Below are 26,581 nucleotides of genomic sequence, written 5' to 3'. Positions count from 1 at the left end.
GACCCCGGGTCAGCACCTCTTCGATAAACTTCCACGGTGGCGAAACGACCCGACACCCAAGCCTGGCGCTACTGGCGCACGGTTGTCGGTGTGGCGGCGGCCGTCGCGGTACTGGTGATCGGCGGGCTCACGGGTCATGTGACGCGCGCCGACGACCTCAGCTGCTCGGTGACCAAGTGCGTCGCGTTGACCTTCGACGACGGGCCCGGGCCGTTCGATGAGCGACTGCTGCAAATCCTGAAGGAGAACGACGCCAAGGCCACGTTCTTCCTGATCGGCAACAAGGTGGCCGCCAACCCGGCCGGCGCCAAGCGCATTGCCGACGCGGGGATGGAAATCGGCAGCCACACCTGGGAACACCCCAACATGACCACGATCCCGCGCGAAGACATCGCCGCCCAGTTCTCCAAGGCCAACGACGCGATCACCGGCGCGACCGGGCGCACCCCGAACCTGTATCGCCCCGCGGGGGGACTGTCCGACCCGGTGGTGCGCCAGACCGCCGGCCAATTCGGGCTTGCCGAAATCCTCTGGGATGTCATCCCTTTCGATTGGGCGAACGACTCGAACACGGCGGCGACGCGTTACATGTTGATGACCTACATCAAGCCGGGCTCGGTGGTGTTGTTCCATAACACTTACTCGAGCACCGTCGACCTGGTGTACCAGTTCATCCCGGTGCTCAAGGCCAACGGCTACCGGCTGGTGACGGTCAGCGACCTGCTGGGGTCACGGGCTCCCGGCAGCAGTTACGGCAGCCGGGAGAACGGCCCACCCGTCAACGGCCTGCATGACATCCCACCCGGCGACATCCCCACGCTGCCCAACACGCCGTCGCCGAAACCGATGCCGAATTTTCCGATCACCGACATCCCCGGGCAGAACTCCGGAGGACCGAACAACGGTGCCTAGCGCAAATTTCGGATCACACGCGGCTACCTTCATATGATCACCGTGGGCTGGCTTCGGCATCGGCTTCCGTCACCGTGGCGTAGCCCGGTGCGGCAGCACGTCACGGGGCAACGAAAGTCTTTTCGACGGTGGTTGTTTCAATACGGGTTCGATCTGAGCCTGTCCTACGCTCTGGCCGTGGTCGAAGCGGCCGCCATCCTCATTCCGTTGCGGGGCCACACTTCCGTCGGCGCCAACGCCGACTTCGCCCGGCAGAACACGGTGCCCGTGCTGCTGCTCGTCGTGCTGGGCATCGTCAGCGTCGCGGTAGCCGGCGCCGTCAGCCTGGTTCCCACGGTCCGCTGGTATGTCGCGGGTGACGAACCCACCCCACAACAACGCGAAGCCGTGATGAAGCTGGCCGGGCGTCAGTCGGCAATCCTGGTGACGTCCTGGGCGGTGACCGGCGGGCTCTTCATCCTGCTGAATCTGACCGGCGGGGTACAGCTTCTGCTGCCCATTGTGCTCGGCGTGCTGCTCGGCGGATCGGCCGCCGCCGGCACCGGGATGCTGATCGCGCAACGCACCCTGCGGCCCATCATGCGCGCCGCCACATTGGGCGCCGAGCCGCGGCTGGCGGTGCCGAGCGTGTATGCCCGGCTGGTTCTGCTGTGGTTTCTGTGTAGCGCGTTCCCCATCGCCGTCATTGCGACGCTGGTCGTTCTCCGCTCGTACGGCTGGCTGATCGAGAAGTCCACCTCGCTGGACGTGCCGATTCTGGTGGTGTCGCTGGCGGCGCTGGTATTGGGATTGCCCGCGATGATTCTGACCTCGCGGTCCATCTCGGATCCGGTCGGCGAGGTCGTCGACGCGATGGCCGAGGTCGAGCACGGCCGCATGGAAACGTACGTCGGCGCCTACGAACGTTCCCAGATCGGGCGTCTGCAAACGGGATTCAACCGAATGGTGACGGGGCTCGCCGAGCGAGACCGGCTACGTGACCTATTCGGACGCCACGTCGGGGCCGACGTCGCACAGCGGGCCCTCAACGAGGGGGCATCGCTGTCGGGGGACGTGGTCGAAGCGGCCGTGCTTTTCATCGACCTGGTGGAATCCACCCGGCTCGCGGAAAGCCGCCCCCCGCAAGAGGTCGCGGAGGTGCTCAACGACTTCTTCCGGATCGTCGTGCGCGCCGTCGACGAACACCACGGGCTGGTCAACAAATTCGCCGGTGATGCGGCACTGGCCGTCTTCGGGGTGCCGCTGCCGGCCAGTGAGCCAGCATCGTCGGCGTTGGCGACCGCCCGGGCACTCGGCTCCCAACTGCGGCGGCTGCCGGTCGATTTCGGCGTCGGCGTCTCAGCGGGTCGGGTGTTCGCCGGCAACGTAGGCGCCGAGAACCGGTACGAATACACCGTGATCGGTGACGCCGTCAACGAAGCCGCGCGGCTGGCCGACCTCGCCAAGACCTCCAACCGGCGGATCCTGTGCTCGGCGGGTGCCATCGATGCCGCGGGCGAGGCCGAGCGCGCGCAGTGGGCCGAATGCTATTCCACGGTACTGCGCGGGCGATCCGAGGCCACCCACGTCTCGGCGCCGACGGGCCCGGCCGGCTAGCCGGGCCGACCTGCGTCAGGACTTGGAGACCTTCAGCGCGGCAATGATTTTGCCGACGAGGTCCGCCGAAGCGGCATCACCGATGGGTGTGCTGCCGATGAAGACGGTGACCGGCTTGGTGTCGACGGCGATGATGGTGACGGAGTCGCCCTTGACGTTGCGACTGGGATCGGCGATCGTGACGTCGGCGTCGATCCGGGCGGCCTTGGCGCCGTCGACGGTGATCGACGAAGACTTCGTCGGTCCGAGCGTGGGCTGCGCGTTCGCGTAGCCGGGGCCCCCGACGATGCATTGCATCAGCTTCGTGGCTTGCGCCGTAACGTCCATGCTGGCAACGAAATTGGTGACGCCGACCTCGGCAGTCATCATCCACTGATTGGCCCCGGGCACGTCCTGGGCGACACCCAGCCCGCCGATCAGGTTCGGGCCCTGGTCGTCGGAGAACACCGTCCACCCGCCCGGCGCCGCGCTGGCGGGGAACGAAAGCTTGCCGGCGGCAATCGAGTCGGTCCGGGGCATCTCGCCGCCGGACACGTTCGGGGTGCAATCGGTCGCGTTCTGCGCGGAGTTTTTCGGCTGTGCGACCGAGGTGCTCGTTGTTGAGGGAGCGGTGGCCGGCTTGTTGTCATGGCCGCCTCGCATTACCAGCAGCGTCGCCACCAGCGCGATGACCGCCAGCACGACCAGACCGGCGACGATCAGCCACGGCAGCTTCGAGCCGGGACCACCCCGCGGGGGCCCCGGGGGGTAGGGCCCGCCCGGGCCACCCGGCGGAAATTGCTGTCCGGGTTGGGAATACTGCTGGTTCGGGTAGGGGGCACCACCGGGCGGGTACGGGTACGGGCCACCCGGTGGGTACGCGTATGGCCCACCCTGCGGATAAGGACCAGGCCCGCCCTGCGGGTAGGGGCCAGGCCCGCCCTGCGGGTATGGACCAGGCCCGCCCTGCGGGTAGGGGCCAGGGCCGCCCTGCGGCTGGCCACCCCAATGCGGGTCCTGCCCATACGGATTGCTTCCGTAGGGCCCCTGGCCGTAGGGACCGCCGGGAGGAGCCGTCATTGATAACCACCCTTACTCTCGTCGACCACCGCCGCCACCCCCTGACGGCTGGTTCACTCTTCGGGCTTGACCTTGGCCATCGCCAGCACGTCGAGCCGCCGGTCGAGTTCGTCGATCGACAACTTGTCGCCGATCAGGCCCCGATCGATCACGGTCTGACGAATCGTCTTGCGCTCCTTGAGCGCTTGTTTGGCCACCGCGGCGGCCTCCTCGTAGCCGATCGCCGAGTTCAGCGGCGTCACGATGGACGGCGACGACTCGGCCAGCTCGCGCAGGTGTTCGACATTGGCGGCCAGGCCGGTGATGCAGCGCTCGGCGAACAGTTTCGACACATTGGTCAGCAGCTTGAAGGACTCGAGGATGTTGCGGGCCATCATCGGGATGTAGACGTTGAGCTCGAACGCGCCGTTGCCACCGCCCCACGCGACCGCGGCGTCGTTGCCGATCACCTGCGCGGCGACCTGCGTAACTGCCTCGGGCAGAACGGGGTTCACCTTGCCCGGCATGATCGAGCTGCCCGGCTGCAAGTCGGGCAGCTGGATCTCGGCCAGACCGGTCAGCGGGCCGGACCCCATCCAGCGAACGTCGTTGGCGATCTTGGTCAGTGATACCGCGATGGTGCGCAGCGCGCCGGAAGCCTCGACCAGCCCGTCGCGCGCCGCCTGCGCTTCGAATGAATTTGCCGCCGTGCGCAATTCACTCAGGCCGGTGGAGGTGACCAGCGTTTCGACCACCTTCGCGCCAAAGCCGTCGGGGGCGTTCAAACCGGTACCGACCGCGGTGCCGCCGATAGCCAGCTCGCCCAGCCGGGGCAGCGTCGCGCGCACTCGCTCGATACCCGCCTCGATCTGCCGGGCGTATCCGCTGAATTCCTGACCGAGCGTCACCGGGACGGCGTCCATGAGGTGGGTGCGGCCCGACTTGACCACGGTGTGCCACTCGCGGGCCTTGCCGGCCAGGGCGTCGTGCAGCACCTCGAGCGCCGGGATGAGATGACGCACGGCGGCCTCGGTGGCCGCGATGTGGGTTGCGGTCGGGAAGGTGTCATTCGACGACTGCGACATGTTGACGTCGTCGTTGGGGTGCACTGTCACACCCTTGGCCGCCGCAATGCCGGCGATCACCTCGTTGGTGTTCATGTTGGAGCTGGTGCCCGAGCCGGTCTGGAAGACATCGATGGGGAACTGGTCGTCGTGCTGGCCGTCGGCGATCTCAGCCGCCGCGGCGATGATTGCGTCGGCCTTCTCGGGCGCCAGCAACCCAAGGTCCTTGTTGACCTGCGCGCAGGCGCCCTTCAGCAAGCCCAACGCGCGGATCTGGGTGCGCTCCAGGCCGCGGCCCGAGATCGGGAAGTTCTCGACCGCACGCTGAGTTTGCGCGCGCCACAACGCTTTTACGGGTACGCGGACCTCGCCCATGGTGTCGTGCTCGATGCGATACTCGGTGTCTTCAGAGCTGTCTAAGGCCATAAAGTGGCTTCCTCGTTCTTCGATCGGTGGTCAGGGCAGGGGATAGGCGGCGGAGGTATCACCGGTGAAGTCGATGGCGGAGTACTCGTTGAGTTTCGAAAGCCGGTGGTAGGCCTCGATCATCCGGACGGTTCCCGACTTCGACCGCATGACGATCGACTGCGTGGTGCAGCCGCCGGGGTAGTACTGCACTCCCTTGAGCAGGTCGCCGTTGGTGACCCCGGTGGCACAGAAGAACACGTTGTCACCGGACACCAGGTCCTCGGTGGTCAACACCTGGTCGAGGTCGTAGCCGGCGTCGATGGCCTTCTGGCGTTCCTCGTCGTCCGTGGGAGCCAGCTGCGCTTGGATTGCGCCGCCCATGCAACGGATCGCGGCGGCGGCGATGATGCCTTCGGGCGTGCCGCCAATCCCGGCCAGCATGTCGGTGCCCGAGTGCGGCCGGCAGGCCGAGATCGCTCCGGCGACGTCGCCGTCGGTGATCAGCCGGATCCGGGCACCGGTGGCCCGCACGTCCTCGATCAGCTTGGCGTGCCGCGGCCGGTCCAGGATGCACACGGTCATGTCGCGCACCGACAGCGCCTTGACCTTGGCGACGGCCGTGATGTTCTCGGCGATCGGGGCGGTGATGTCGAGCACGTGCGTGGCCTCTGGCCCGACGGCGATCTTGTTCATGTAGAACACCGCCGACGGGTCGAACATCGCGCCGCGGTCGGCCACCGCGAGCACGGAGATGGCGTTGGGCATGCCCTTGCTCATCAGCGTGGTGCCGTCGATCGGGTCCACGGCGAAGTCGCACTCGGCGCCGTCGCCGTTGCCGACTTCCTCGCCGTTGTAGAGCATCGGAGCGTGGTCCTTCTCGCCCTCGCCGATGACGACGACGCCTCGCATCGACACCGTGTTGACCAGCTCGCGCATCGCGTCGACGGCCGCCCCGTCGCCGCCCTCTTTGTCGCCGCGGCCTACCCAGCGACCTGCGGCCATGGCGCCGGCCTCGGTGACCCGTACCAGTTCCAAAGCCAGGTTGCGGTCTGGAGCCTCACCGCGCGGTCGACCCTGCGCTGGGGCCCGCCCGGTGGTGGCGGTCGAGCGCTCGCCCTCAACTGTCATGGTTGTCGATTGTCCCAGAAGCGGATCGGTCCGCTGGAACTGGGATACTTGGGGCATGACGGAGGAGCCGCCGCTGAATGCCCAGCTTGAGGGGAACGTAGCCGGCGCGCCGTCTCCGCAGGCTGGACCGGCCCCCAGGCCGGCGAAACCCCGGCTGCTGCAGGACGGCCGGGACATGTTCTGGTCCCTGATTCCGCTGGTCATCGGGTGCGTTGTGCTGGCCGGCATGCTGGGCATGTGCTCGTTTCAGCTCGGCAGCCACCAGGGCTCCGTCCCGTCCTATGACGCGGGGGCGGCCCTGCGTGCCGACGCATCCGCACTCGGCTTTCCCGTCCGACAACCGCGGCTCCCCGCCGGCTGGCAGGCCAACTCCGGCCACCGCGGTGGCATCCAGGGCGGACGGACCGACCCCGCGAGCGGTCAACGGGTGAACGCGCCCATCTCGGTCGTCGGCTACATCAGTCCGACCGGAATGTATCTGAGCCTGACCCAGAGCGACGCCGACGAGGACAAGCTCGTCAACTCGATTCATCCGTCGGTCTACCCGACCGGAGCGGTCGATGTCGGCGGAACCAGCTGGGTGGTCTATGAGGGTTCCGGCCAAAGCGGCGCGGACGCCGAGCCGGTATGGACGACCCGGCTCAGCGGTCCGGGCGGTGCCACCCAAATTGCGATAACCGGCGCCGGAAACACCGATCAGTTCCGTACGCTGGCGTCGGCGACGCAATCGCAACCGCCGTTGCCCAGCCGCTAGCTCACCCGCGCGAGCAAAGGGATCCTGTCAACGTGACTGCACCAGAGGCTGATCTGTCCGGATGGTCGGTGGCACCATTCAGCGGCGGCGGATACACCCATGACGTGTACCGCAAGGGCAGCGGCCCCGGGGTGGTGCTGATTCCCGAGATTCCCGGAATCCATCCCGGCGTGCTCGCCCTGGGTAACCACCTGGTGGACAACGGTTTCACCGTCGCCATGCCGTCACTGTTCGGCGAGCCGGGCAGGAGCAAGACGGCCGGATACCTCACCGGCGCGATCGGCCGAGCTTGTGTGGCAAGGGAATTCGCGGCGCTCGCGCTGAACAAGCAGCGGCCGGTGGCGCTGTTCCTGCGTGCGCTGGCCCGTGATCTCAACGCATCCACGCCGGGCAAGGGCGTCGGCGTGATCGGCCAGTGTTTCACCGGCGGGTTCGCGCTGGCCGCCGCGGTCGACGACAGCGTGCTGGCGCCGGTGCTTTCGCAGCCGTCGGTCCCATTCCCGCTGGGCGCCGCGCGGCGCCGCGACCCCGGCCTGAGCGAATCAGAGCTGGCCACCGTGGCCGATCGGTGCATTAATGACGGCCTGTGCGCCATGGGCCTGCGGTTCAGCGAGGACAAGATGGCGCCCGGCGAGCGGTTCGTGACGCTCAAGGAGCGCCTCGGTGATGCCTTCGAGGTGATCGACATCGATTCGGGCCCCGGCAATCAGCACGGCTTCGGCAAGATGGCGCACTCGGTGCTCACCGACGAGGTCCGCGAAGTCGACGGCCACCCCGCCTTCGAAGCCCGTAAGCGCGTGGTCGAGTTCCTCACGCAACGCCTTTTCTAGGTTCTTCAGGAGATTTTGCACACGCATGGCAATCGACGACCTCGTGGTCGAAACCAACTACGGCCCGGTCCGGGGCGTCGAAGAGGAGGGCGTCAAGGCGTGGAAGGGCCTTCGGTATGCGGCCGCGCCCGCCGGCGAGCTGCGGTTCCGGGCGCCCGAACCGCCCGCGCGGTGCACCGAGGTCACCGACGCCACCGCTTTCGGGCCGGCCTGCCCGCAACCGGTATTTCCCAACCTGCCATTGGATTTGGGCGCACCGCAGGGCGACGATTGCTTGCGGCTCAACGTCTGGGCGTCTGCTGACACCAACCCGGGTGACGCCAAACCGGTGATGGTGTGGGTGCACGGCGGCGCCTACGTCCTGGGGTCGAGTAGCCAAACGCTCTACGACGGCCGCAGACTGGTCAGCCACGGCGACGTCATCGTGGTGACCGTCAACTATCGGCTCGGGGTGCTTGGCTTTCTCGACCTGTCATCGTTCGACACCGCGGGCCGGCGTTCCGACTCGAATGTCGGGCTGCGCGACGTGCTGGCGGCGCTGGAGTGGGTGCGCGACAACATCGCTGCCTTCGGTGGCGATCCGCGGCGGGTCACGCTGTTCGGCGAGTCCGCCGGGGCAGGCATCGTCACCACGCTGCTGGCCAGCCCTGCGGCCGAAGGTCTGTTCGCGGGGGCGATCGCGCAAAGCTCGCCGGCCACTTCGGTGTACGACCGCGAACGTGCGGGACGGGTAGCGCAGGCCTTCCTCGACCGGCTCGGGATCGCACCGTCGGAATCTCAACGTTTGGTAGATATCCCGATGAAGGCGATTCTCGCCGCGTCGCAGCGGGTGTTCGACGAAGTGCCGGTGCGCAACCCGGGAACGCTGGCGTTCGTCCCGATCATCGACGGCGACGTTCTGACCGACTACCCGGTCAAGCTTGCGCAAGAGGGCCGCTCACATCCGGTCCCGTTGATCATCGGCACCAACAAGCACGAGGCGATGCTCTTCCGGTTGCTGAGGTCGCCGCTGATGCCGATCACTCCGAGAGCGATCACGTCGTTGTTCAACCAGATTGCCGCCGAACAACCCGATCTGCAGTTGCCCACCGAAGAGGAAATCGTCTCCACGTATTCCGGATTGCGGCGCAGGGCACGGAGTTTGAGCATTGCGACCGACGTCGGCTTCCGGATGCCGTCGGTGTGGCTCGCCGAGGGGCACGCCCACGTGGCGCCGGTGTATCTGTACCGGTTCGATTACGCCACCCCATTGCTGAAGCTGACAATGGTCGGGGCCGCGCATGCCACCGAATTGCCTTACGTTTGGGGCAATCTCGGTGCGCCCAAGGATCCCACGCTGATGCTTGGCGGCACCAAGGCCGCCAAGGCGGTGTCCAAGAGGGTGCGGACCCGATGGATCAACTTCGCCGCGCACGCCAGGCCCGCGGGCCCCGTCGGTGAGCCGGAATGGACGTCGTATACGGAGAACGACCGTTCCTGCCTGATCATCGATCGCAGTGATGCCCTCGCGCACGATGTCGACGCCAACATCCGCGCGGCCTGGGGCACCGAGATGGTGAGCTTTCGCTAGGCGATCTCGGCGCCGGTTCTACTGCTGTCTGCCGGCCGGAGCGGCGGATGCCTTGTCCGCCAGGGCTTGTCGCTTCATCTCGTCGAACATCTCGACGTAGTACGACAGGCATTCCGACAGCGCCTGCTCGGTATTGAACAGGGGCTGATACCCGAGATCGCGGGACGCTTTCGCGGTCGAGAAGAAATTGTCCAGATACAGCCGCTCGACGGCGAGCGGCTCGAGCAGCGGCGCTGGTATCCCGAACCGGAAATGCAGCCGCTGCCAACCCGTCATCGCCGCGCGCACGATGGGGCCGTTCACCCGGACCCGCGGCCACTTCTCCCCACAGGCCTCGACGACCGGCCTGGCGAACTCGAACATGTTGATCGGCTCGGCATCGTTGATGAAGTAGGCCTGGCCGGGCGCGGTGCCGCCGGGGGTCAGGTGTTGCGCCGCCAGGATGAAACCGTGAATCAGGTTGTGCACGTACGAGTTGTCCAACCGGGCCGATTTGCGCCCGATCAGCACCTTGACGTGGCCGGCGATCACGCTTTCGAACAGCTTGCGGAACATCGTTTGATCGCCGCGGCCCCAGATGCCACTGGGTCGAATCGCACACGTCAACAGGCCGTCAACGCCGTTCTGGCCCAGGACGAATCGTTCGGCGAGCACTTTGGTCTCGGTGTACAGGTCGTTGAACCGGTTGGTGTAGGGCAGCGTCTCGTCACCGCCGGCGATGTTCTGGCCGCCCATGACGACGCTGTTGGACGAGGTGTAGACGAAGCGCTGCACCCCGGCGGCCCGCCCGGCCTGGACCAGGTTCTCGGTGCCCCCGACATTGACCCCGAAGCTGCGCTGCCGGTACTCGTCGGTCACCGACGCACCGCCCATCAGGTCGATGATCGCCGCGGTGTGGAAGACGGTGTCTATGCCGTCGACCGCTTGGGCGCACACGGCCGTGTCGGTGATGTCGCCCTGCAGCACCTGAAGCTGCGGATGTGGTGGCAGCGGCGAGGGCACACGGTCGAAGGAGCGGACCTGATGTCCGCGGTCGAGCAAGGTGGAGACCAGGTTGGCGCCGACGAATCCGGAGCCCCCGGTGACCAGGACGCGGCCGAGTTCGGCCGTCAGTGATGCATCACCCATGGCCGAAAGCATAACTGAAACGTGTTCCAGTTTGGAGAAAGATTTTCAACCCAGCGCTCTAGTACCCCGAATTCAGGCGTCCTCGGCGTCGCCTGCCGCCAGCGCATCTTCGATTCTCTTGCGAGCACCAGCTAAGTGCTCTTCGCAGCGTTTAGCCAGCTGTTCTCCTCTTTCCCACAATTTCAGCGACTCATCTAAGTCTAAACCGCCCTGCTCCAACACCCGAACGACTTCGATGAGTTCGTCTCTGCACGCTTCATAAGCCAGGTGACTAATAGGTGTAATGGATTCGCCCTCTATTGGGGTGGAGTCGTCCCCGCCGTTGGTTTTACGCGCCATTGGTCCGTCCCTCGCTCACCGCGGCCACCGCGCCGTCGGCCACCCGCACCCGCAGCCGCGTGCCCGCCGGCGCGTCGTCGACCGAACGGAGCACGCGGTTCGTCGCCCCGATGGCTTGCACGACGGCGTAACCGCGGGCCAGTGTGGCCGCCGGCCCCAACGTCGCCAACCGTGCGCTCAGGTGGCCGACACGTTCGGCCTCGGTGGCGGCCAGCCGGGTGATGTCGCGGCGAATCGCCGATCGGGCGCGGCGAACCTCGTCGGCGCGCGCCGTCAACGCCGCCAGCGGCTCGGCCAGCACCGGGCGGCTGCGTATCTGGGCCAGCGCCCGTTGCTCGCGGGACACCCAGTTGCGCAACGCTTGCGCGCTGCGCCGGCGCAGGTCGTCGATCAGCCGCTGCTCGGCGGCGGTATCGGGCACCACCTTCTTGGCCGCGTCGGTGGGGGTGGCCGCCCGTAAATCGGCGACGAGGTCACACAACGGGTTGTCGGGTTCGTGGCCGACCGCGCTGATCACCGGGGTGCGGCACGCCGCGATGGCGCGGCACAGCGTCTCGTCGGAGAACGGCAGCAGGTCCTCCACGCTGCCGCCGCCGCGGGCGATCACGATCACGTCGACCTCGGCGTCGCGATCGAGTGCGCCCAGCGCCTCGACGATCTGGGCGACGGCGCCTGGGCCCTGGACCGCGGTGTTGCGCACCGCGAAGCGCACCCCGGGCCAGCGCGCGGCCGCCACGGTTGTCACGTCGCGTTCAGCGGCGCTGGCCCGGCCGGTGATCAATCCGATCTTGTTGGGCAAGAAGGGGATCGGTCGCTTGAGTCGAGGATCGAAAAGGCCCTCGGCATCCAGCAGCCTTCGCAGCCGATCGATGCGGGCCAGTAGCTCGCCCACCCCGACAGCGCGAATCTCGGTGAGCCGCAACGAGAACGTGCCCCGGCCCGTGTAGAAAGACGGCTTGCCGCGCACCACCACCTGCGTGCCCTCAGCCAGCTTCACCGGCGCGTCAAGCACCAAATCGCGTGGGCACGTCACGGTCAGCGACATGTCGGCGGCCGGGTCACGCAGCACCATGAATACGGTTTTGGAGTCCTGTCGCATCGAAATCTGGGCAAGCTGGCCCTCGACCCAGACGGTGCCGAGCTTGTCGATCCAGCCCGCGACCCGGATGGCCACCGCGCGCACCGGAAATGGGTTCTCGGCGGAGTTTGGTTCGGAGGTAACGGCCGGGGTCACTTCGCGTTCGCGCGGGTGATCCTGTTGGCGAGCAGCGTCTGGAACGGTGCACGGCCCTTGGTGGCCTGCTCGTAGGCCAGCAGGGCTTCGAGTTCGTCCACACTCAGCGATTGCAGACGGGCCCGCAGCTGCGCCAGCGTCAGCGACGGGTAGTCCAGGTCGGTGACCACCTCGGGTTGCGGAACCGAGGCGTTGGCGGCCGCCTTCTTCGATTGGCGGGCGGGCTTGGTCAGGGCGCTGGCGTCTTCGTGCGCGTCGGCCACCGAGTACAGCGCGAACCGGCCCTCGGCCCGGCGCTCGCCCTCACCGCCGTCTTGCGCCGGGCTATAGGCAATGTCGATCGCGTCGTTCAGGTCCTCGTCGAAGGTCGCCCATTCCGGCTTCTCATCCCTGGGCGGGAAGATCGATTCGAGGGTGCTGTCGCCCTTGATCGCCAGCTCGGCGAGGTTCTGCTGAAAGCGCATCACGATGTGCGCCGCCTGGCTGGCCAGTGTCATCGGGTACATCAGGATGGTTTTCGGGAGCCTGATGGTCTCCTCGACAGCGACTGTTGCCGCGCCGACCAGCAGCCGAACTCCATACGGTGCAGTGCCCATGGGTCCAAGATTGCCCTAAGCGGCGGCTAACTCCAAGCCCACCGGCGCGAGCTGGCAAACCCGTGTCGGCAGTCAGTACCCTGGACGACATGCCGCCGACTATCGACATGGGGATTCCCGGCGCGGTGCGATCGGTAGCCAGCGACCCAGCCCGTAAGCGAGTGCTCCTGGCCGAACCGCGCGGGTACTGCGCGGGCGTGGACAGGGCCGTGGAGACCGTGGAACGCGCATTGGAAAAGCACGGCCCACCGGTCTACGTGCGTCACGAGATCGTGCACAACCGCCACGTCGTCACCACCCTGGAGAAGGCCGGTGCGGTGTTCGTCGAGGAGACCGACGAGGTCCCCGAAGGCGCGATCGTGGTGTTCTCAGCGCATGGTGTCGCCCCCACGGTGCACGCGGCGGCCGCCGACCGGAACCTGCACACCATCGACGCGACTTGCCCTCTGGTGACCAAGGTGCACAACGAGGCCAGGCGATTCGCTCGCAACGACTACGATATCCTGCTGATCGGCCACGAGGGCCACGAGGAGGTCGTGGGTACCGCCGGGGAGGCACCCGACCACGTGCAGCTGGTCGACGGGGTTGCCGCCGTGGACAACGTGACGGTGCGCGACGAGAACAAGGTGGTGTGGCTCTCGCAGACGACCCTGTCGGTCGACGAGACCATGGAGATCGTCGAGCGGCTGCGGCAACGGTTCCCGAAGCTGCAGGATCCGCCCAGCGACGACATTTGCTACGCGACCCAGAACCGGCAGGTCGCGGTCAAGGCGATGGCACCGGAATGTGAGCTGGTGATCGTCGTCGGGTCACGCAACTCATCGAATTCGGTGCGGCTGGTCGAGGTGGCGCTGGGTGGCGGGGCCGCGGCCGCGCACCTGGTCGACTGGGCCGACGACATCGACCCGGCGTGGCTGGAAGGCGTCACCACGGTGGGCGTCACCTCGGGGGCATCGGTCCCCGAGGTCCTGGTGGAGGGCGTGCTGGCGCGGCTAGCCGAGTGCGGCTACGACGTGGTGCTGCCGGTCACGACCGCTCAGGAGACCCTGGTGTTCGCGCTGCCGCGCGAGATCCGTGCGGTTCGCTGAGCCGCGCAGCGCCTCAGACGTCGTACTCCCAAGATTCCGCCGGTGACCGTCCGGGTGTCCGCGAGCGGCTGCGACGCTCGGTGTGCGGCTCGCGCGGCGGGTCTTGCGAGCCCGCGCCGCGGTAGCGGACCTGCGAGATGGGGTGATGCGTCCCGTTGGAGCCGTTTGACGGGGGCCGCCGGCGCCTCGGTTCATAGGACGGCTCGTACGGCTCGCGGCTTTCGTACCGGCTGTCATACCGGCCCCCGAAATTTGTGCCGCTCGGCGGGTCGTACCTGTCGCCGTAGGACTCAAGACCGTCGAAACGGCTGCTCCGCGGGGTGGGCCGTTCGTAGGGATTGCGCCGCGTGCGCGGTTCGCGACGGGCTTCCCGGGGCGATTGGCCACGCGGATCGGGGTCGGCATCCGGCCGGGGCCGGCGGCGCGGACGTCGGGGCGGCTCGCCGGCGTCATAATCGCGGGCCGACGCGGCGCCGCGCCGGGTGCTGCGCCTCGGACGCTCGGACTGCTCGATCGTTTCGGACTCATCGCCGAGCAGCTCGCGTGAATGCCGGGAGCGGGTCCGGGCCGAACGCGTGGCGGAGCGGGTGCTGCGTGTCGTGCGGCGGGTCCTTGACGAAGAGCCCGACGTGCGGCCGCGGCGGGAACCGGCGGTGTCGTCGGCGTCGTCCGCGTCGTTATCGGACTGCAGCGCCGACTGCGCTTTGGCGACGATGCCGTTGAAGAAGGACTTGACGCCGACACTGGCGGCCCCCGGAGCATCCTCAGAGGTATCCGCCGTGGTGCTTTTCTTATAAGTGTTTCCGAAATACCAGCGGGTCAGCCCGATCGCCAGCACGCCGCCGGCGGTGCCCAGCATCAGCGGGAAGCGCTCGATCAGCGGGTAGCCGCAGTTGATCAGCAGGTCTTTGAGGCGGCCCACTTTGGCGTCGTGGAACAGCCAATAGGCGCCCGGGACCGCGCCGAACAAGATCAGGGGCGGCTGGATGATCGTGGTGAAGATGCCATCCTGGCGCACCGCCAGCACCGCCGCCACGCAGCCGGCTATATAGAAGCCGGCGAAGACGTGGGTCAGTTCCTTGTGACCAGCGTCAATTCCGTAGCCGATAGCAGTCGCGCTGACGGCGATAAGCAGGGCTGCGTACCAGGGGACACCTGGGATATTTGGGTGGATCGAACGGTGAGCACCCTCCACCGTCGAACTTGCCCGCTGTGCTGACACATGTAGACCGTACCGGGAATGGGCCGAAAGGCCCGTAAATACCTCGTAGGGATCCTGGGCGTGCCATGCCGGGGTGCAGGTCGGCGGTGACCAATGGTCCCCGGCACCAGCCGCCACCAAGACCCCTAGACTTGGTTCCCCGTGAGCCTGAGCCTGGGAATAGTGGGTTTGCCCAACGTCGGCAAGTCGACCTTGTTCAACGCGCTGACCCGGAACAACGTGGTGGCGGCCAACTATCCGTTCGCGACGATTGAGCCCAATGAGGGCGTCGTCCCGCTGCCCGATCCTCGGCTGGACAAGCTGGCGGAGCTGTTCGATTCCGAGAAGATCGTGCCGGCGCCGGTGACGTTCGTCGACATCGCCGGAATCGTCAAAGGTGCCTCCGAGGGCGCTGGGCTGGGCAATAAGTTCCTGGCCAACATCCGCGAGTGTGACGCGATCTGCCAGGTGGTGCGGGTCTTCGCCGACGACGACGTCGTGCACGTCGACGGCAAGGTCGATCCGGGCTCCGACATCGAGGTGATCGAGACCGAGTTGATCCTCGCCGACCTGCAGACCTTGGAGAGGGCCATCCCGCGGCTGGAGAAGGAGGCCCGCAACAATAAGGACCGCAAGCCCGTGCTCGAGGCGGCCGTCGCCGCGGACGCGGTGCTGAACGCGGGAAAGACGCTCTTCGCGGCCGGTGCCGATGTGTCACTGCTGCGCGAACTGAATCTGATGACTACGAAGCCGTTTCTGTACGTGTTCAATGCCGACGAATCCGTGCTGACCGACGATGCCCGCAAGGCCGAGCTGTCCGCGATGGTCGCACCTGCCGACGCGGTATTCCTCGATGCGAAGATCGAGGCCGAACTGCAGGAGCTGGACGACGAGTCGGCTGCCGAGCTGCTGGAGTCCATCGGGCAAGCCGAGCGTGGGCTAGATGCGTTGGCGCGGGCTGGTTTTCACACCCTCAAGCTGCAGACCTACCTGACGGCGGGCCCAAAAGAGGCGCGGGCGTGGGTGATTCATCAGGGCGATACCGCGCCTAAGGCCGCCGGGGTGATCCACACCGACTTCGAAAAGGGCTTCATCAAGGCCGAAATCGTCTCCTATGACGACCTGATCTCCGCGGGCTCGATGGCGGCGGCCAAGGCGGCCGGCAAGGTGCGCATGGAGGGCAAGGATTACGTCATGGCCGACGGTGACGTGGTCGAATTCCGCTTCAACGTCTAGTGACAACGCCGCTGCGCGTCAGGCGTTTATTGCGAGTCCTCCGCGGTGAAGACGTCGATCGGCCGAACGGGCGTCAACATCACCAGGGGGATCTGACGGGTCGTCAACTTCTGACAAGTGATGTACGGCGGGTACAGGTGAGCCATGTAGGACCACACTTGATGCCGTTCCTCGCCTTCGGGTTCCCGCCACGTGGCCTCGAACGCCTGGGTCGCGATCTGCACGCCGATCGTGTTGCTCGCCAAGATATTCAGGTACCAACCCGGATGGGTATCGGCGCCACCCTTCGATGCGACGATCACGATCTCGCCACCGAAGTTGCCGTAGATCAACGGCCTGATGTAAACCTTCGCCGACTTTCGGCCCACGCACCTGATCAAGCAGTGCGTCGTCATCTCACGGCCCCCGACCGCACTGACGTCGAAGATATGGCCCCGCGTGCCACCGGAAGTCAGGTAGGTGTCGAGGTGCTCATTGATCCAGTTACCTCGCGCCGCTCGGGTCGCTGCGGCATCGGTGTCGGCCATGGATGACTCCTGAATTCAGACAGGCGAAGGTGATTGGACTTAATCTACGTTGCTTACCGCCAGGCTGATGCATTCGCATGGAAGTCGAAGCCGGGCTGGTTCATCGTGGCGGAGGATGACCATACCGTGCATCCTGATCTTGAGCGCTTTCTCGCGAAACGCACGGGGGCGACCACCGTCGAGACGACCAGCAGCCACGTTCCCAGGCTCTCTCAGCCGGAGGTCGTCATCGACGTGATCCGTAAAGCCGCAGCCACTCTCGAGAAAAGTTAGTTCCGCCAACAGCTTCGATGCCGGGTGACGGCGCAGATCTTCGCCGCGGCGGAGCCGACGCCAGCGCCCCGCCAACTTTGGTCGTGCTACCGCGCCATTCGCGCTTGCGCCAGGAGCCGTGCCTGGCGTTGCATGGCAGGGCGCGGAGACCTCCGGGCGAATGATTCGGCGCACTCGATTGGCAAACGGGTTGTCGGAGGCGGCGTTTAGCATTCGGTGCTCAGACACGCACCACTGTGACCTCGAGGGAGACCGCATGAAGTTCATTTCGACCCGAATCATCACGGCCGACATCAGGCGGCTCGTCGGTTTCTACGAGATGGTCACCGGGGTCTCAGCGACCTGGGGAAACGAGCTGTTCGCCGAGATCCCGACCCCGGTCGGCACGCTGGCAATCGGCAGCGACAAGACCGTCCCGCTATTTGGAAACGGATCCGCCGAAGCCGCGGCCAACCGAAGCGCCATCCTGGAGTTCATCGTCGAGGACGTGGACTCCGAATACGAGCGGCTCCGCGACCAGGTGGGCGAGGTCGTGACGACGCCGACGACGATGCCCTGGGGGAACCGGGCGTTGTTGTTCCGAGATCCGGATGGAAACCTGGTCAATCTGTTCACTCCGGTGACCGAAGAGGCGCGGGCCAAGTTCGGAGTGTGACCGCGCGGCGAGAGTTGCGCCGCGACATGGCGAGCGGCCGCCGCCGACCTCACCCGAAGACTTCCGAACGAATCCGAATTGCCACTTGCCGAGATCCTCGCCGAGGGAAATCCTTGGGAGATGGCGACTGTAAAGCGGGTGGTGCGGTGGTCGACGGGCGTGATGGTGGGCGGCGCGTTGGCCCTGTCTGCTCTGGGTCTGACCGGCAGGACCGTCGCCCATGCGGCCCCAGCCCCGTTACCCACCGGTCACTGGTGCCCCGGTGATTCATGGAACCCGGCCTGGGGCAACGTCTCGGACTGGGACTGGAATCAGTGCCACGACTGGCAACGTCCGGGCGGCCCGTCCGCCCCGGCAGGATGGGGGCCCTGGGGACCTCCGCCGCCATGGGCCCCGCCCCAACCACCTCAACCGGCCTGGGCGCCTGGAGCGCAAATGATGTGGAACCCGACCGGCGCCGGTAACTGGGGAATTTGGAACCGCGGAGTATGGACTCCGATCTGACCAAAGATCGCTGATTGCCAGCGCGCGGACGAACGCGAGGGCGCGGCCGCGGAGCGCGAACGCGAGCGGCTGCACCGGGTGGACGAACGGAGCAAGCGTGTGCGAGCCCGCGCAAAGCGAGAGCAGGCCGACGTCGACCGTGAGACGGCGCAACGCGAACGAGGGCGCAACCCCGCTTAATCGGTAACCACCGGGAAGCGTCCGCGGGACGCTACAGAGCCGCCCCCGGAAGCGCATATATTTTGCTGCGGGAAATATACCGACCTGTAATCCGTTTCCTCTAACTGCGGCGCACGTCATCGTCCATGCGGCGAATGACCTGCGCCACAAATTTTGGTTCGCGATAAATGTTATTGCTAGCCTCGCTGCCCATGGTCGTTATTGCAACATTGATGTCGTTGATCGGTCAGGTCTCCGGCACGCCTTATATTGCGGGTGGAGATTCGCCCGCCGGCACCGATTGTTCGGGACTTGCGTCGTGGATTGCGAATGCAGCGACTGACAGGCCCGTTTTTGGGAGTCGGTTCAACACCGGAAACGAAGAGGGTGCATTGCTGGCGCGCGGCTTCCAATATGGAACCGCCCCCAACGCCGTGGTTATCGGCTGGAACGGTGGCCACACCGCGGTGACGCTGCCGGATGGAACGTCCGTTTCCAGCGGAGAGCGTGGCGGCGTGCACCTCGGCGGTGCGGGCGCCTACCAGGCCGGATTCACCCACCACATGTTCCTTCCGATGGCGCCGGACGACGGCGCGCCGCCGCCGCCGGACGCTCCGCCGCCCCCGCCGGACGCCCCGCCCCCGCCGGACGCCCCGCCCCCGCCGGATGCCCCGCCGCCACCGCCGGCCGTCTTGATCGACGCTCCGGCGCCGGCGGATCCGCCTCCGCCGGGTGTCTGAAATACCTTTATTCTGGCCACGGGGTAATTGCATATCAATAACAAATAGAACGCTGACTGTCGGCAATAATGGAGAGGCTTTCCTGTGCTGTAGGCACCGGCGGTCCGGCCGTTCCGCAGAATAGTGAAATACCGCCATAGGCGACTAATTTGTGAGCTACACCACTAACCGCGGAGAGCATAGTTCGGCCAAAAGTGTGCTCATGTGTCATATGTGACGCATGAGCACACTTTGCTCTAACCATTACCCAAGCAAACTACGTGCGGCGTTCGACCGGTGGACGCCAGCGCGGCGCCACCCACGGCCCGGATAGGCTGGCGCTGCCCGCAAGATCGGGCGGGCCTATTGGAAGCAGCGAACCGAGGCGGGGCCGCAATGATCTTCATCGTCGTCAAGTTCGAGACCAAACCCGAGTGGACCGACCGCTGGCCGGAACTCGTCGCATCGTTCACCGAGGCCACCCGGGCCGAGGAAGGCAATCTCTGGTTCGAGTGGTCGCGCAGCCTGGATAACCCCGCTGAGTACGTTTTGGTGGAGGCGTTCCGCGACGATGAGGCGGGCGGCGTCCATGTCAACAGCGACCACTTCAAGCGCTTCATCCAAGAGCTGCCGCCGGCGCTGAAGTCCACGCCCAAGATCATCAACCAGACCATCGATGCCACAGGCTGGTCGGAGATGGGCGAGTTGGCGATCGACTAGTCCTCGACTAGCCGATCGCAATCTCGATTTCGTCGCCCAGGGCGTAGCCCGGTGCGAGCGGAAGCTTGTCACCGCTCCAGAACGAGCCCGGGTCGAAGTAGTTCGAGTACTTCTCCGTGGTGAGCAAACCCACTTCTTCGTAGGTGATTGCCACCGTCTCCGCGCAGTACGCCGCTTCCAGGCCGAGCCGCTGGCGCTCTTTGCGTCGCTCCGTCGATTCTCGAACCTTCTCGTCCACCAACGGGATTCCCCGCACCCAGTCGTAGGCGTTCGGCAGCCGGCCACGCAACCACCGGCCGGTCAAGCGCATGGTGGTGGGAAACGCGGTGCCGTCCATCCGGGCGATCACGCGCAACAGCTTGTTCTCTTGCTCGCGATTGGCCGGTGGAGTGAGCTGGCGTAGCCAGCACCGCTGGTGGTAGCGCTGCGACCACTGCAATACCGACTGCGCAAGATCGTTGAGTTGCACGCCACGATGATTCGTTCCCGTCCACAGGTCAACGAGCTTGTCACCCAGTTCGGCGTGCCAGATCAACGGCGGCAAGTCGTCGATGGCCACCGTCATGCCGACGTGGTTCACCGGGCTGTTGGTCAACGTCTGGATGGCGCGGTCGGGTCCCGAACCCCCGCGAAACAGCCACAGATCACCGGTCCGGGTCTCTTCGAGCGCTTGGTTCAAGGTGAGCATCTTCGTGTAAGCCCGTTCGCCGCTGCAGGTTTCGCCAATATCGTCGCCATCACGAGCCCGGCGTTACGTCACGCTCAATGCGTCACCGTATGTGCGGGCACACAAGTCAATCACAACCGGACCATAACGACCTGGCTGCGCATAGCCTGGTGTCATGCGCAATGTGTGGAAGTGGCTTGGCCTGGCCGGGGCGGCCGGCGTCGTCGCCGGGGGCGTGCTGGTGGTTCGTGACCAACGCAAACGCCGCGCATACACCGCTGACGAGGTCCGGGATCGCCTGCATCAGCGGTTGGCCGAATACAACGGGGAAGGCGCTTAGCCCGAGTCTGGATCGGCCGGGGCCTCAACGGCGAACAAGCGGTAGGTGCCCGAAAAGCCCTTCAGCTCCACATTGCGCCCGTCGTCGAATCGGATGCCATCGGAATCGGAGAGCGCGTCTCGCACCGGCTGACTCACCAGAATCTGGCCACCGACCGCTTGGGCGGCGACCCGTGCCGCCATTGCGACGTTGCGGCCGAACAGATCATCGCCGCGACGCACCGAACGGCCCATGTGGATGCCGATCCGCACCCGAATCTCCTCTCGCCGCTTGCGCTTCGCATCCCTGCGCAACGCGTGCTGCAGGTCGATACCGCACCAGACCGCTTCCTCGGCGCGCGCGAACGCGATCATGAATCCGTCGCCCTGACTCTTGACAACGTGACCGGACCTTCGCTGCACCAGATCCGAGACCATCTTGTCGTGCGAGCTGATCAGCTTGACCCACGCCCGGTCGCCGATGCGCTCGTTGAGTGCCGTGGATTCCTCGATGTCGGAGAACAAGATCACCACCCGGCCGTCCGGGGTGACGCGGGCAAGGTCGGGTCGCTCGACTTCGGCCCAGTCCGCGAGGTCCTCGATGCTGCTGCGCACCGCCGCGCCGAAACCTTCCTTGCGCATCAGGTTGGCGGTGTTCCATACCCTTTTGACGGCCTCGCGACCACCCAGCAGCAGCTGATTGCGGGTGTCGGTCCGTTGGCGCATCTCGTCGAGCTCCTGCTGACTACCCACGAGCAACCGCCACAGCACGATCAGCGCGACACCTTCGATCGCTGCAATCCCGGCCAGGATGTAGACCGTGATGTGCAGCGCATCAGCCATGCCGACCATCCTTTCAAGGCCGCGATCCACTCGGGTTGTCGGCCCTATCGGCAGTGTCTAGTGTTGACTCCGCCAGCCGCGGGTAGTGCTCTCAAGGGAGCCGATCAGGTGACTTTCGGGAGGAGCGGTTTTGGCCGAGGACGACAGTAACCCATCCGACCTGCTGGTGATCTTCGGAATCACCGGTGATCTTGCGCGCAAAATGACGTTTCGGGCGTTGTACCGGCTCGAGCGCCGCGACATGCTGAACCACCCGATCGTGGGTGTCGCCAGTGACGACATCACCATCGAGCAGCTGCTGGATCGGGCGCGCGACGCCATCAAGGCATCGGGCGAGACGTTCGACGACGCCGTGTTCGAGCGGCTGGCGGACCGGCTGTCCTACCTGCACGGCGACGTCACCGACGCCAACCTCTACAAGCAACTCGCCAAGAAGATCCCTTCAGACTCCCATCCGCTCTACTACCTGGAAATGCCGCCGGCCTTGTTCGCACCCATCGTGGAGAACCTGGCGAAAGCCGACCTGCTGGAGCGCGCCCGGGTGGCGGTGGAGAAGCCGTTCGGCCACGACCTGGACTCGGCGCGCGACCTCAACGAGCGGCTGCGCGCGGTGCTCGACGAAGACCAAATCCTGCGCGTGGACCACTTTTTGGGTAAACAACCCGTCGAAGAATTGCAATACCTGCGGTTCGCCAACCAAGGGCTCGCCAAGCTGTGGGACCGCGACAGCATCTCCGAAATCCACATCACCATGGCCGAGGACTTCGGCATCGAGGACCGCGGCAAGTTCTACGACGCGGTGGGCGCACTTCGCGACGTCGTGCAAAACCACCTGCTGCAGGTGCTTGCCCTGGTCGCCATGGAGCCCCCAGTCGGTGCGGGGGCTGACGACCTGAACGACAAGAAGGCCGAGGTTTTCCGTGCGATGCCCGCGCTGGATCCCCAACGTTGCGTCCGCGGGCAGTACCGCGGCTACACCGACGTCGCCGGTGTGGCAGAGGATTCCACCACCGAGACCTACATCGCGCTGCGGACCGAGATCGACAACTGGCGCTGGGCCGGCGTGCCGATCTTCCTGCGGGCCGGAAAGGCGTTGCCGGAGAAGGTAACCGAGGTCCGGATGTTCCTGCATCACGTCCCCGGATTTTCGTTCCTGCCCAACCGCCGGCCGCCCGAGTGCAACGAGATCGTGCTGCGCATCGATCCCGACCCCGGGATGCGGCTGCAGTTGTCCGCCCAGGCCCGAGATTCGTGGCACGACGTTCACCTGGATTCGTCGTTCGCGGAGGATCTTGGCGAACCGGTCCGGCCCTACGAGCGGTTGCTCTACGCCGCGTTCAACGGAGACCGCCAGTTGTTCGCCCGCGAAGATGCCATCGAAGAGACGTGGCGCATTGTGCAGCCCGTGCTGGACAAGCCGGGCCGTGTTCACCAGTACGACCAGGGCTCGTGGGGACCCGAGGCCGCACAGGCGCTGCTGCGGGGTCACCACAGCTGGCACGAGCCGTGGCTGCCGCCTAGCAAGCCCACCGAACAGTAAGGAGACACCCACGATGCAGCTTGGGATGATCGGCCTCGGCCGGATGGGCGCGAACATCGTCCGACGCGTCGCCAAGGGCGGACACGAATGCGTGGTCTATGACCACAACCCCGACGCGGTCAAGGCGATGGCGGGGGAGGACAAGACCACCGGAGTGGGCTCGCTGCAGGAGCTCGCCGAGAAGCTGACGGCGCCGCGGGTCATCTGGGTCATGGTGCCGGCCGGCACCATCACGACGGGTGTCATCGAGGAACTGGCCAAGACGCTGGAGTCGGATGACATCGTCATCGACGGTGGCAACTCCTACTACCGAGACGACATCCGCCACGCGAAAACGCTGTCGGAGAGCGGCATTCACCTACTCGACTGCGGCACCAGCGGCGGCGTGTGGGGCCGGGAACGCGGCTACTGCCTGATGATCGGCGGCGACGACGAGGCTTTCCTGCACGCCGAGCCGATCTTCGCCACCGTCGCACCGGGCGTCGACGCCGCGGCTCGCACGCCGGGTCGCGATGGCGAGGCCGCGCGGTCGGAGCAGGGCTATCTCCACTGCGGACCCGCCGGCGCCGGGCACTTCGTGAAGATGGTGCACAACGGCATCGAGTACGGAATGATGGCCTCGCTCGCCGAGGGGCTGAACATTCTGCGCAATGCCGACATCGGCAAGCAAGTGCAGGAGGGTGACGCCGAAACCGCGCCGCTGGAGCACCCCGAGTTCTACGAGTACGACTTCGACATTCCGGAGGTCGCCGAGGTGTGGCGGCGCGGCAGCGTCATCGGCTCGTGGTTGCTGGACCTGACGGCGATCGCGCTGCACGACTCGCCCGACCTCAAGGAGTTCTCCGGCCGGGTCTCCGACTCCGGGGAGGGCCGGTGGACCGCCATCGCGGCGATCGACGAGGGCGTGCCGTCGCCGGTGCTGACGACCGCGTTGCAGTCCCGCTTCGCCTCGCGTTCACTCGACGACTTCGCCAATAAGGCGCTCTCGGCGATGCGCAAGCAATTCGGCGGGCACGCGGAGAAGCCGGCGAATTAGCCTTAACGGCGATTGACGAATGCGACCACCGCGTCGCTGAACGCGTCGTTGTCGTCGCCGGCCGCGGTGTGCCCGGCGTTGGACAGTTCGACGAACTCGGCGCGCGGCACGGTGGCCAGGAAGTGCCGAACGCCCTCGGGGCTCACCACGTCGGACAGCTTGCCGCGGATCAGCAAGACGGGGATCGTCAGGTTCTTGGCGGCCTGCTCGAAGCTCTCGGTGCGCAGTTCGGGATCGTCGCCGGGCTTGGTCATGAAGGCGGGGTCCCAGTGCCAATACCAGCGGCCGTCGCGCAGGCGCAGGTTCTTTTTCAGCCCCTCCGGGCTGCGCGGCTTGCTTCGGTAGGGCAGGTAGGCGGCGACGGCGTCGGCGGCCTGCTCCAGCGATTCGAAGCCGTGAAGGCCACTGAACATGAAGTCGCGGATGCGGGCGCTGCCGCCCTTTTCGAATCGGGGGACCACGTCGACGAGCACCAACCGGGTCACCTTCGCGGGACCCGCCCGGTGAGCGGCGAGGATTCCCGTCAGCCCGCCCATGCTGGCCCCGATGATCGTCACCGGCCGGCCGATCGCGTCCAGCACCCGCATGACGTCGGCCGTCAGTGTCTCGATCTCGTAGTCGGCGTCGGGAGAGCGCGCGCTGTCTCCGTGTCCCCGCGAGTCCAGCGCCACCACGTGCAGCCCCTCATCGGCGAGTGTCTGGCCGGTGTTTTTCCAGGAAAACCGGTTCTGGCCGCCCCCGTGCAACATCAGGATGCTCGGTCGCCCGGCGCCGTCGGAGCCGCGATTCCATTCGTCGGCGACTAGGGTGATCCCGTCCACGCCGGCAAACTCAACCGTCTCGGGACTGCTGCTGACGGTGCTCATGCGACCTGACGTTACATAGGCCGGTTAAGCACTGTTCCGCGGGTGGACGACGCGGTGAATTTTCGTCAGTGGCGGGGTCTATCAAGGGCAGAGACCAACGAGCCGTCAAGGAGGCCCAGAACATGCCATCGATCACCCCGTCGTTGTGGTTCGACGACAACCTGGAGGAGGCCGCCAGGTTCTACACCTCGGTGTTCCCCAACTCCCACATCGAGGGCTTCAACCAGACCACCGACGCCGGACCGGGCGAACCTGGCCGGGTCCTGTCCGGCAGCTTCGTTCTGGACGGCGCCCGGTTCATCGGGATCAACGGCGGTCCGCACTTCCAGTTCACCGAAGCGGTGTCGTTCACGATCCACTGCAAGGACCAGGATGAGGTCGACTACTACTGGGACCGGCTGACCGACGGCGGCGAGGAATCGCAATGCGGCTGGCTCAAAGACCGCTTCGGGATGAGCTGGCAAATCGTCCCAGACCGGCTTTACGAACTGATCAGCGATCCCGATCGCACGCGGGCGGCGGCGGCTACCAACGCGATGTATGGCATGCGCAAGATCATCGTCGCCGAGTTGGAGCGAGCCGCCGCGCTGCAACGGTGAAAACCGCTCTCACAGCGCCGGTTTGACCCCGTATCCACCAGGGTCGGTGCGTCGTGAGGCCGCACAGGTTAGGTTGATCCCTGCGGAGACGTCGAGCAGGGAGTGGACATGGCTGAACCAGGCTGGATCGATGTGACCGGCTCTGCGGGGGGCCTCAAGGCCCTCACTTGGGGGCCGAAAGACGGCCCCATCGCGCTGTGTCTGCACGGCTTTCCCGACACGCCCTACGGCTGGCGCAAAATCGCCCCCCGGCTCGCCGAGGCGGGGTGGCGGGTGGTCGCGCCGTTCATGCGCGGATACGCGCCGTCGTCGATCCCGGTCGACGGCAGCTATCAGGTGGGCGCGCTGATGGACGACGCCCTGCGCGTGCGCTCGGCCGCGGGCGGCACCGAGAACGACGTGATCATCGGCCACGACTGGGGCGCGATCGCCGGCACCGGCCTGGCCGCCATGCCCGACAGCCCGTTCACCAAGGCGGTGATCATGTCGGTTCCGCCGTCGGCGGCGTTCCGGCGGCGCGGCGGTGGCGCGGTCGAGCGCGGCCGGCTGGCCGCCCACCTGGCGCGGCAGGTGTTTCGCAGCTGGTACATCATGTACTTCCAATTGCCTTGGCTGCCTGAGCGTTCCGCGTCCTGGTTGTTGCCGCTGCTGTGGCGGCGGTGGTCGCCAGGCTATCGCGCCGATGAGGACTTGCGTCACGTCGACGCCGCGATTGGGGCGCCGGCGGGCTGGCGCGCAGCGCTGGGACCGTACCGCGCCACCATTCGCAACACCCTGCCGTCGGCGCAGTATGCCCAACTGAACCAGTTGTGGACGGAAGAACCCGTGCTGCCGTGCCTGTACCTGCATGGCCGCGACGACGGTTGCATGACACCGGCTTTCGCGCGCTGGGCCGAAAAGGTGCTGCCCGCGGGCAGCGAGGTCGGCATCGTCGAACACGCCGGCCACTTCCTGCAGCTCGAACAACCCGACAAGGTCGCCGACCTGATGCTCGGGTTCATCGGCTCACCCGGCTGACACCGTGGCTCGGGCC

At 66.2% G+C, this 26,581-nt stretch carries 29 protein-coding genes; 17 read left to right on the top strand and 12 right to left on the bottom strand.

The annotated features are described in order from the left end of the window. Positions 1–36 precede the first annotated feature (36 nt). Positions 37–912, top strand: a complete 876-nt coding sequence (locus VFW69_RS01535) for a polysaccharide deacetylase family protein (protein ID WP_526497444.1) — start codon at positions 37–39, stop codon at positions 910–912. A gap of 153 nt (positions 913–1,065) precedes the next feature. Then, a complete protein-coding gene (locus tag VFW69_RS01530; protein WP_526497481.1) occupies positions 1,066–2,508 on the top strand; it encodes an adenylate/guanylate cyclase domain-containing protein in 1,443 nt (480 codons plus the stop codon). A gap of 15 nt (positions 2,509–2,523) precedes the next feature. Here VFW69_RS01530 and VFW69_RS01525 read toward each other — a convergent pair whose 3' ends face one another. The 3 genes from VFW69_RS01525 to glpX are packed head-to-tail and all read right to left on the bottom strand — an operon-like array spanning position 2,524 to position 6,146. Beyond that, on the bottom strand, positions 2,524–3,567 hold the full coding sequence (locus VFW69_RS01525) for a hypothetical protein (protein WP_526497442.1): 1,044 nt from the start codon (positions 3,565–3,567) through the stop codon (positions 2,524–2,526). 53 nt (positions 3,568–3,620) lie between these two features. Continuing rightward, complete coding sequence (locus tag VFW69_RS01520; protein WP_526497440.1) at positions 3,621–5,036, bottom strand: class II fumarate hydratase; 1,416 nt, start codon at positions 5,034–5,036, stop codon at positions 3,621–3,623. Positions 5,037–5,066: 30 nt separating this feature from the next. Then, positions 5,067–6,146, bottom strand: coding sequence for a class II fructose-bisphosphatase (gene glpX / locus VFW69_RS01515; RefSeq protein ID WP_526497438.1), 1,080 nt, complete (start codon positions 6,144–6,146; stop codon positions 5,067–5,069). A 55-nt stretch (positions 6,147–6,201) separates the two neighbouring features. Between glpX and VFW69_RS01510 the strand changes: the two genes are divergently transcribed. The 3 genes from VFW69_RS01510 to VFW69_RS01500 are packed head-to-tail and all read left to right on the top strand — an operon-like array spanning position 6,202 to position 9,300. After that, on the top strand, positions 6,202–6,900 hold the full coding sequence (locus VFW69_RS01510; protein WP_526497436.1) for a DUF4245 family protein: 699 nt from the start codon (positions 6,202–6,204) through the stop codon (positions 6,898–6,900). 32 nt (positions 6,901–6,932) lie between these two features. After that, positions 6,933–7,730, top strand: coding sequence for a dienelactone hydrolase family protein (locus tag VFW69_RS01505; protein ID WP_526497434.1), 798 nt, complete (start codon positions 6,933–6,935; stop codon positions 7,728–7,730). A 25-nt stretch (positions 7,731–7,755) separates the two neighbouring features. Then, on the top strand, positions 7,756–9,300 hold the full coding sequence (locus VFW69_RS01500; protein ID WP_526497432.1) for a carboxylesterase/lipase family protein: 1,545 nt from the start codon (positions 7,756–7,758) through the stop codon (positions 9,298–9,300). An 18-nt stretch (positions 9,301–9,318) separates the two neighbouring features. Here the strand turns inward: VFW69_RS01500 and VFW69_RS01495 are convergent, their stop codons facing one another. From VFW69_RS01495 to VFW69_RS01480, 4 genes are read right to left on the bottom strand one after another with little or no spacing between them, the layout of a single operon-like run. Then, complete coding sequence (locus tag VFW69_RS01495) at positions 9,319–10,440, bottom strand: 3-beta-hydroxysteroid dehydrogenase (protein ID WP_526497430.1); 1,122 nt, start codon at positions 10,438–10,440, stop codon at positions 9,319–9,321. 60 nt (positions 10,441–10,500) lie between these two features. Further along, positions 10,501–10,767 carry an exodeoxyribonuclease VII small subunit gene (locus tag VFW69_RS01490; protein ID WP_526497428.1) on the bottom strand — a complete coding sequence of 89 codons (267 nt, stop codon included), beginning with the start codon at positions 10,765–10,767 and terminating at the stop codon, positions 10,501–10,503. Continuing rightward, on the bottom strand, positions 10,757–12,001 hold the full coding sequence (xseA, locus tag VFW69_RS01485) for an exodeoxyribonuclease VII large subunit (RefSeq protein ID WP_526497426.1): 1,245 nt from the start codon (positions 11,999–12,001) through the stop codon (positions 10,757–10,759). The genes VFW69_RS01490 and xseA overlap by 11 nt, the downstream gene beginning before the upstream one ends. Further along, on the bottom strand, positions 11,998–12,597 hold the full coding sequence (locus VFW69_RS01480) for a lipid droplet-associated protein (RefSeq protein ID WP_526497424.1): 600 nt from the start codon (positions 12,595–12,597) through the stop codon (positions 11,998–12,000). Before VFW69_RS01480 ends, xseA begins: the two co-directional genes overlap by 4 nt. 89 nt (positions 12,598–12,686) lie before the next feature. Here VFW69_RS01480 and VFW69_RS01475 point away from each other — a divergent pair, with 89 nt between their 5' ends. Next, complete coding sequence (locus VFW69_RS01475; protein WP_526497422.1) at positions 12,687–13,685, top strand: 4-hydroxy-3-methylbut-2-enyl diphosphate reductase; 999 nt, start codon at positions 12,687–12,689, stop codon at positions 13,683–13,685. Positions 13,686–13,698: 13 nt separating this feature from the next. On the opposite strand, the gene VFW69_RS01470 is transcribed toward VFW69_RS01475, so the two are convergent. Next, positions 13,699–14,907 (bottom strand): DUF6542 domain-containing protein, encoded by a 1,209-nt coding sequence (locus VFW69_RS01470; protein ID WP_526497420.1) that lies wholly within the window; start codon positions 14,905–14,907, stop codon positions 13,699–13,701. Positions 14,908–15,048: 141 nt separating this feature from the next. Here VFW69_RS01470 and ychF point away from each other — a divergent pair, with 141 nt between their 5' ends. Then, entirely contained in the window at positions 15,049–16,122 is a 1,074-nt protein-coding gene (gene ychF, locus VFW69_RS01465) for a redox-regulated ATPase YchF (RefSeq protein ID WP_526497418.1), read from the top strand. Between the two features lie 26 nt (positions 16,123–16,148). On the opposite strand, the gene VFW69_RS01460 is transcribed toward ychF, so the two are convergent. Next, positions 16,149–16,649, bottom strand: a complete 501-nt coding sequence (locus VFW69_RS01460) for a nitroreductase/quinone reductase family protein (protein ID WP_526497416.1) — start codon at positions 16,647–16,649, stop codon at positions 16,149–16,151. Positions 16,650–16,682: 33 nt separating this feature from the next. Between VFW69_RS01460 and VFW69_RS01455 the strand changes: the two genes are divergently transcribed. From VFW69_RS01455 to VFW69_RS01435, 5 genes are all read left to right on the top strand, one after another. Next, positions 16,683–16,922 carry a hypothetical protein gene (locus tag VFW69_RS01455; protein WP_526497414.1) on the top strand — a complete coding sequence of 80 codons (240 nt, stop codon included), beginning with the start codon at positions 16,683–16,685 and terminating at the stop codon, positions 16,920–16,922. A gap of 256 nt (positions 16,923–17,178) precedes the next feature. Beyond that, positions 17,179–17,577 carry a VOC family protein gene (locus VFW69_RS01450; RefSeq protein ID WP_526497412.1) on the top strand — a complete coding sequence of 133 codons (399 nt, stop codon included), beginning with the start codon at positions 17,179–17,181 and terminating at the stop codon, positions 17,575–17,577. A gap of 120 nt (positions 17,578–17,697) precedes the next feature. Next, entirely contained in the window at positions 17,698–18,081 is a 384-nt protein-coding gene (locus VFW69_RS01445; RefSeq protein ID WP_526497410.1) for an Mtp family mycobacterial-type pilin, read from the top strand. Between the two features lie 371 nt (positions 18,082–18,452). Next, positions 18,453–18,980 carry a peptidoglycan endopeptidase gene (locus tag VFW69_RS01440; protein ID WP_526497408.1) on the top strand — a complete coding sequence of 176 codons (528 nt, stop codon included), beginning with the start codon at positions 18,453–18,455 and terminating at the stop codon, positions 18,978–18,980. A gap of 375 nt (positions 18,981–19,355) precedes the next feature. Then, entirely contained in the window at positions 19,356–19,679 is a 324-nt protein-coding gene (locus tag VFW69_RS01435) for a putative quinol monooxygenase (protein ID WP_526497479.1), read from the top strand. A 7-nt stretch (positions 19,680–19,686) separates the two neighbouring features. Here VFW69_RS01435 and VFW69_RS01430 read toward each other — a convergent pair whose 3' ends face one another. Further along, positions 19,687–20,367, bottom strand: coding sequence for a guanylate cyclase (locus VFW69_RS01430; RefSeq protein WP_526497406.1), 681 nt, complete (start codon positions 20,365–20,367; stop codon positions 19,687–19,689). Positions 20,368–20,521: 154 nt separating this feature from the next. On the opposite strand from VFW69_RS01430, the gene VFW69_RS01425 reads away from it, so the two are divergent. Then, complete coding sequence (locus VFW69_RS01425; RefSeq protein WP_526497404.1) at positions 20,522–20,686, top strand: hypothetical protein; 165 nt, start codon at positions 20,522–20,524, stop codon at positions 20,684–20,686. Here VFW69_RS01425 and VFW69_RS01420 read toward each other — a convergent pair. Further along, positions 20,683–21,516: an adenylate/guanylate cyclase domain-containing protein gene (locus VFW69_RS01420; protein ID WP_526497402.1), complete on the bottom strand. Its 834-nt coding sequence runs from the start codon at positions 21,514–21,516 to the stop codon at positions 20,683–20,685. The two genes, VFW69_RS01425 and VFW69_RS01420, sit on opposite strands and share 4 nt — an antisense overlap. Positions 21,517–21,637: 121 nt before the next feature. On the opposite strand from VFW69_RS01420, the gene VFW69_RS01415 reads away from it, so the two are divergent. Together VFW69_RS01415 and gnd are read left to right on the top strand one after the other, a co-directional pair. Beyond that, positions 21,638–23,047 carry a glucose-6-phosphate dehydrogenase gene (locus VFW69_RS01415; protein WP_526497400.1) on the top strand — a complete coding sequence of 470 codons (1,410 nt, stop codon included), beginning with the start codon at positions 21,638–21,640 and terminating at the stop codon, positions 23,045–23,047. A gap of 13 nt (positions 23,048–23,060) precedes the next feature. Continuing rightward, entirely contained in the window at positions 23,061–24,083 is a 1,023-nt protein-coding gene (gene gnd, locus VFW69_RS01410) for a phosphogluconate dehydrogenase (NAD(+)-dependent, decarboxylating) (RefSeq protein WP_526497398.1), read from the top strand. A gap of 2 nt (positions 24,084–24,085) precedes the next feature. On the opposite strand, the gene VFW69_RS01405 is transcribed toward gnd, so the two are convergent. After that, positions 24,086–24,949 (bottom strand): alpha/beta fold hydrolase, encoded by an 864-nt coding sequence (locus tag VFW69_RS01405; RefSeq protein ID WP_526497396.1) that lies wholly within the window; start codon positions 24,947–24,949, stop codon positions 24,086–24,088. Between the two features lie 122 nt (positions 24,950–25,071). Here VFW69_RS01405 and VFW69_RS01400 point away from each other — a divergent pair, with 122 nt between their 5' ends. Continuing rightward, entirely contained in the window at positions 25,072–25,548 is a 477-nt protein-coding gene (locus VFW69_RS01400; protein ID WP_526497394.1) for a VOC family protein, read from the top strand. 108 nt (positions 25,549–25,656) lie between these two features. Further along, complete coding sequence (locus VFW69_RS01395; protein ID WP_526497392.1) at positions 25,657–26,565, top strand: alpha/beta fold hydrolase; 909 nt, start codon at positions 25,657–25,659, stop codon at positions 26,563–26,565. Positions 26,566–26,581 lie beyond the last annotated feature (16 nt).

The sequence above is a fragment of the Mycobacterium sp. genome (genome assembly GCF_036273375.1).
Taxonomy (GTDB): Bacteria; Actinomycetota; Actinomycetes; order Mycobacteriales; family Mycobacteriaceae; genus Mycobacterium.
The sequence above is the reverse complement of the archived record's forward strand: the minus strand, read 5'-3'. Positions and strand labels throughout refer to the sequence as shown.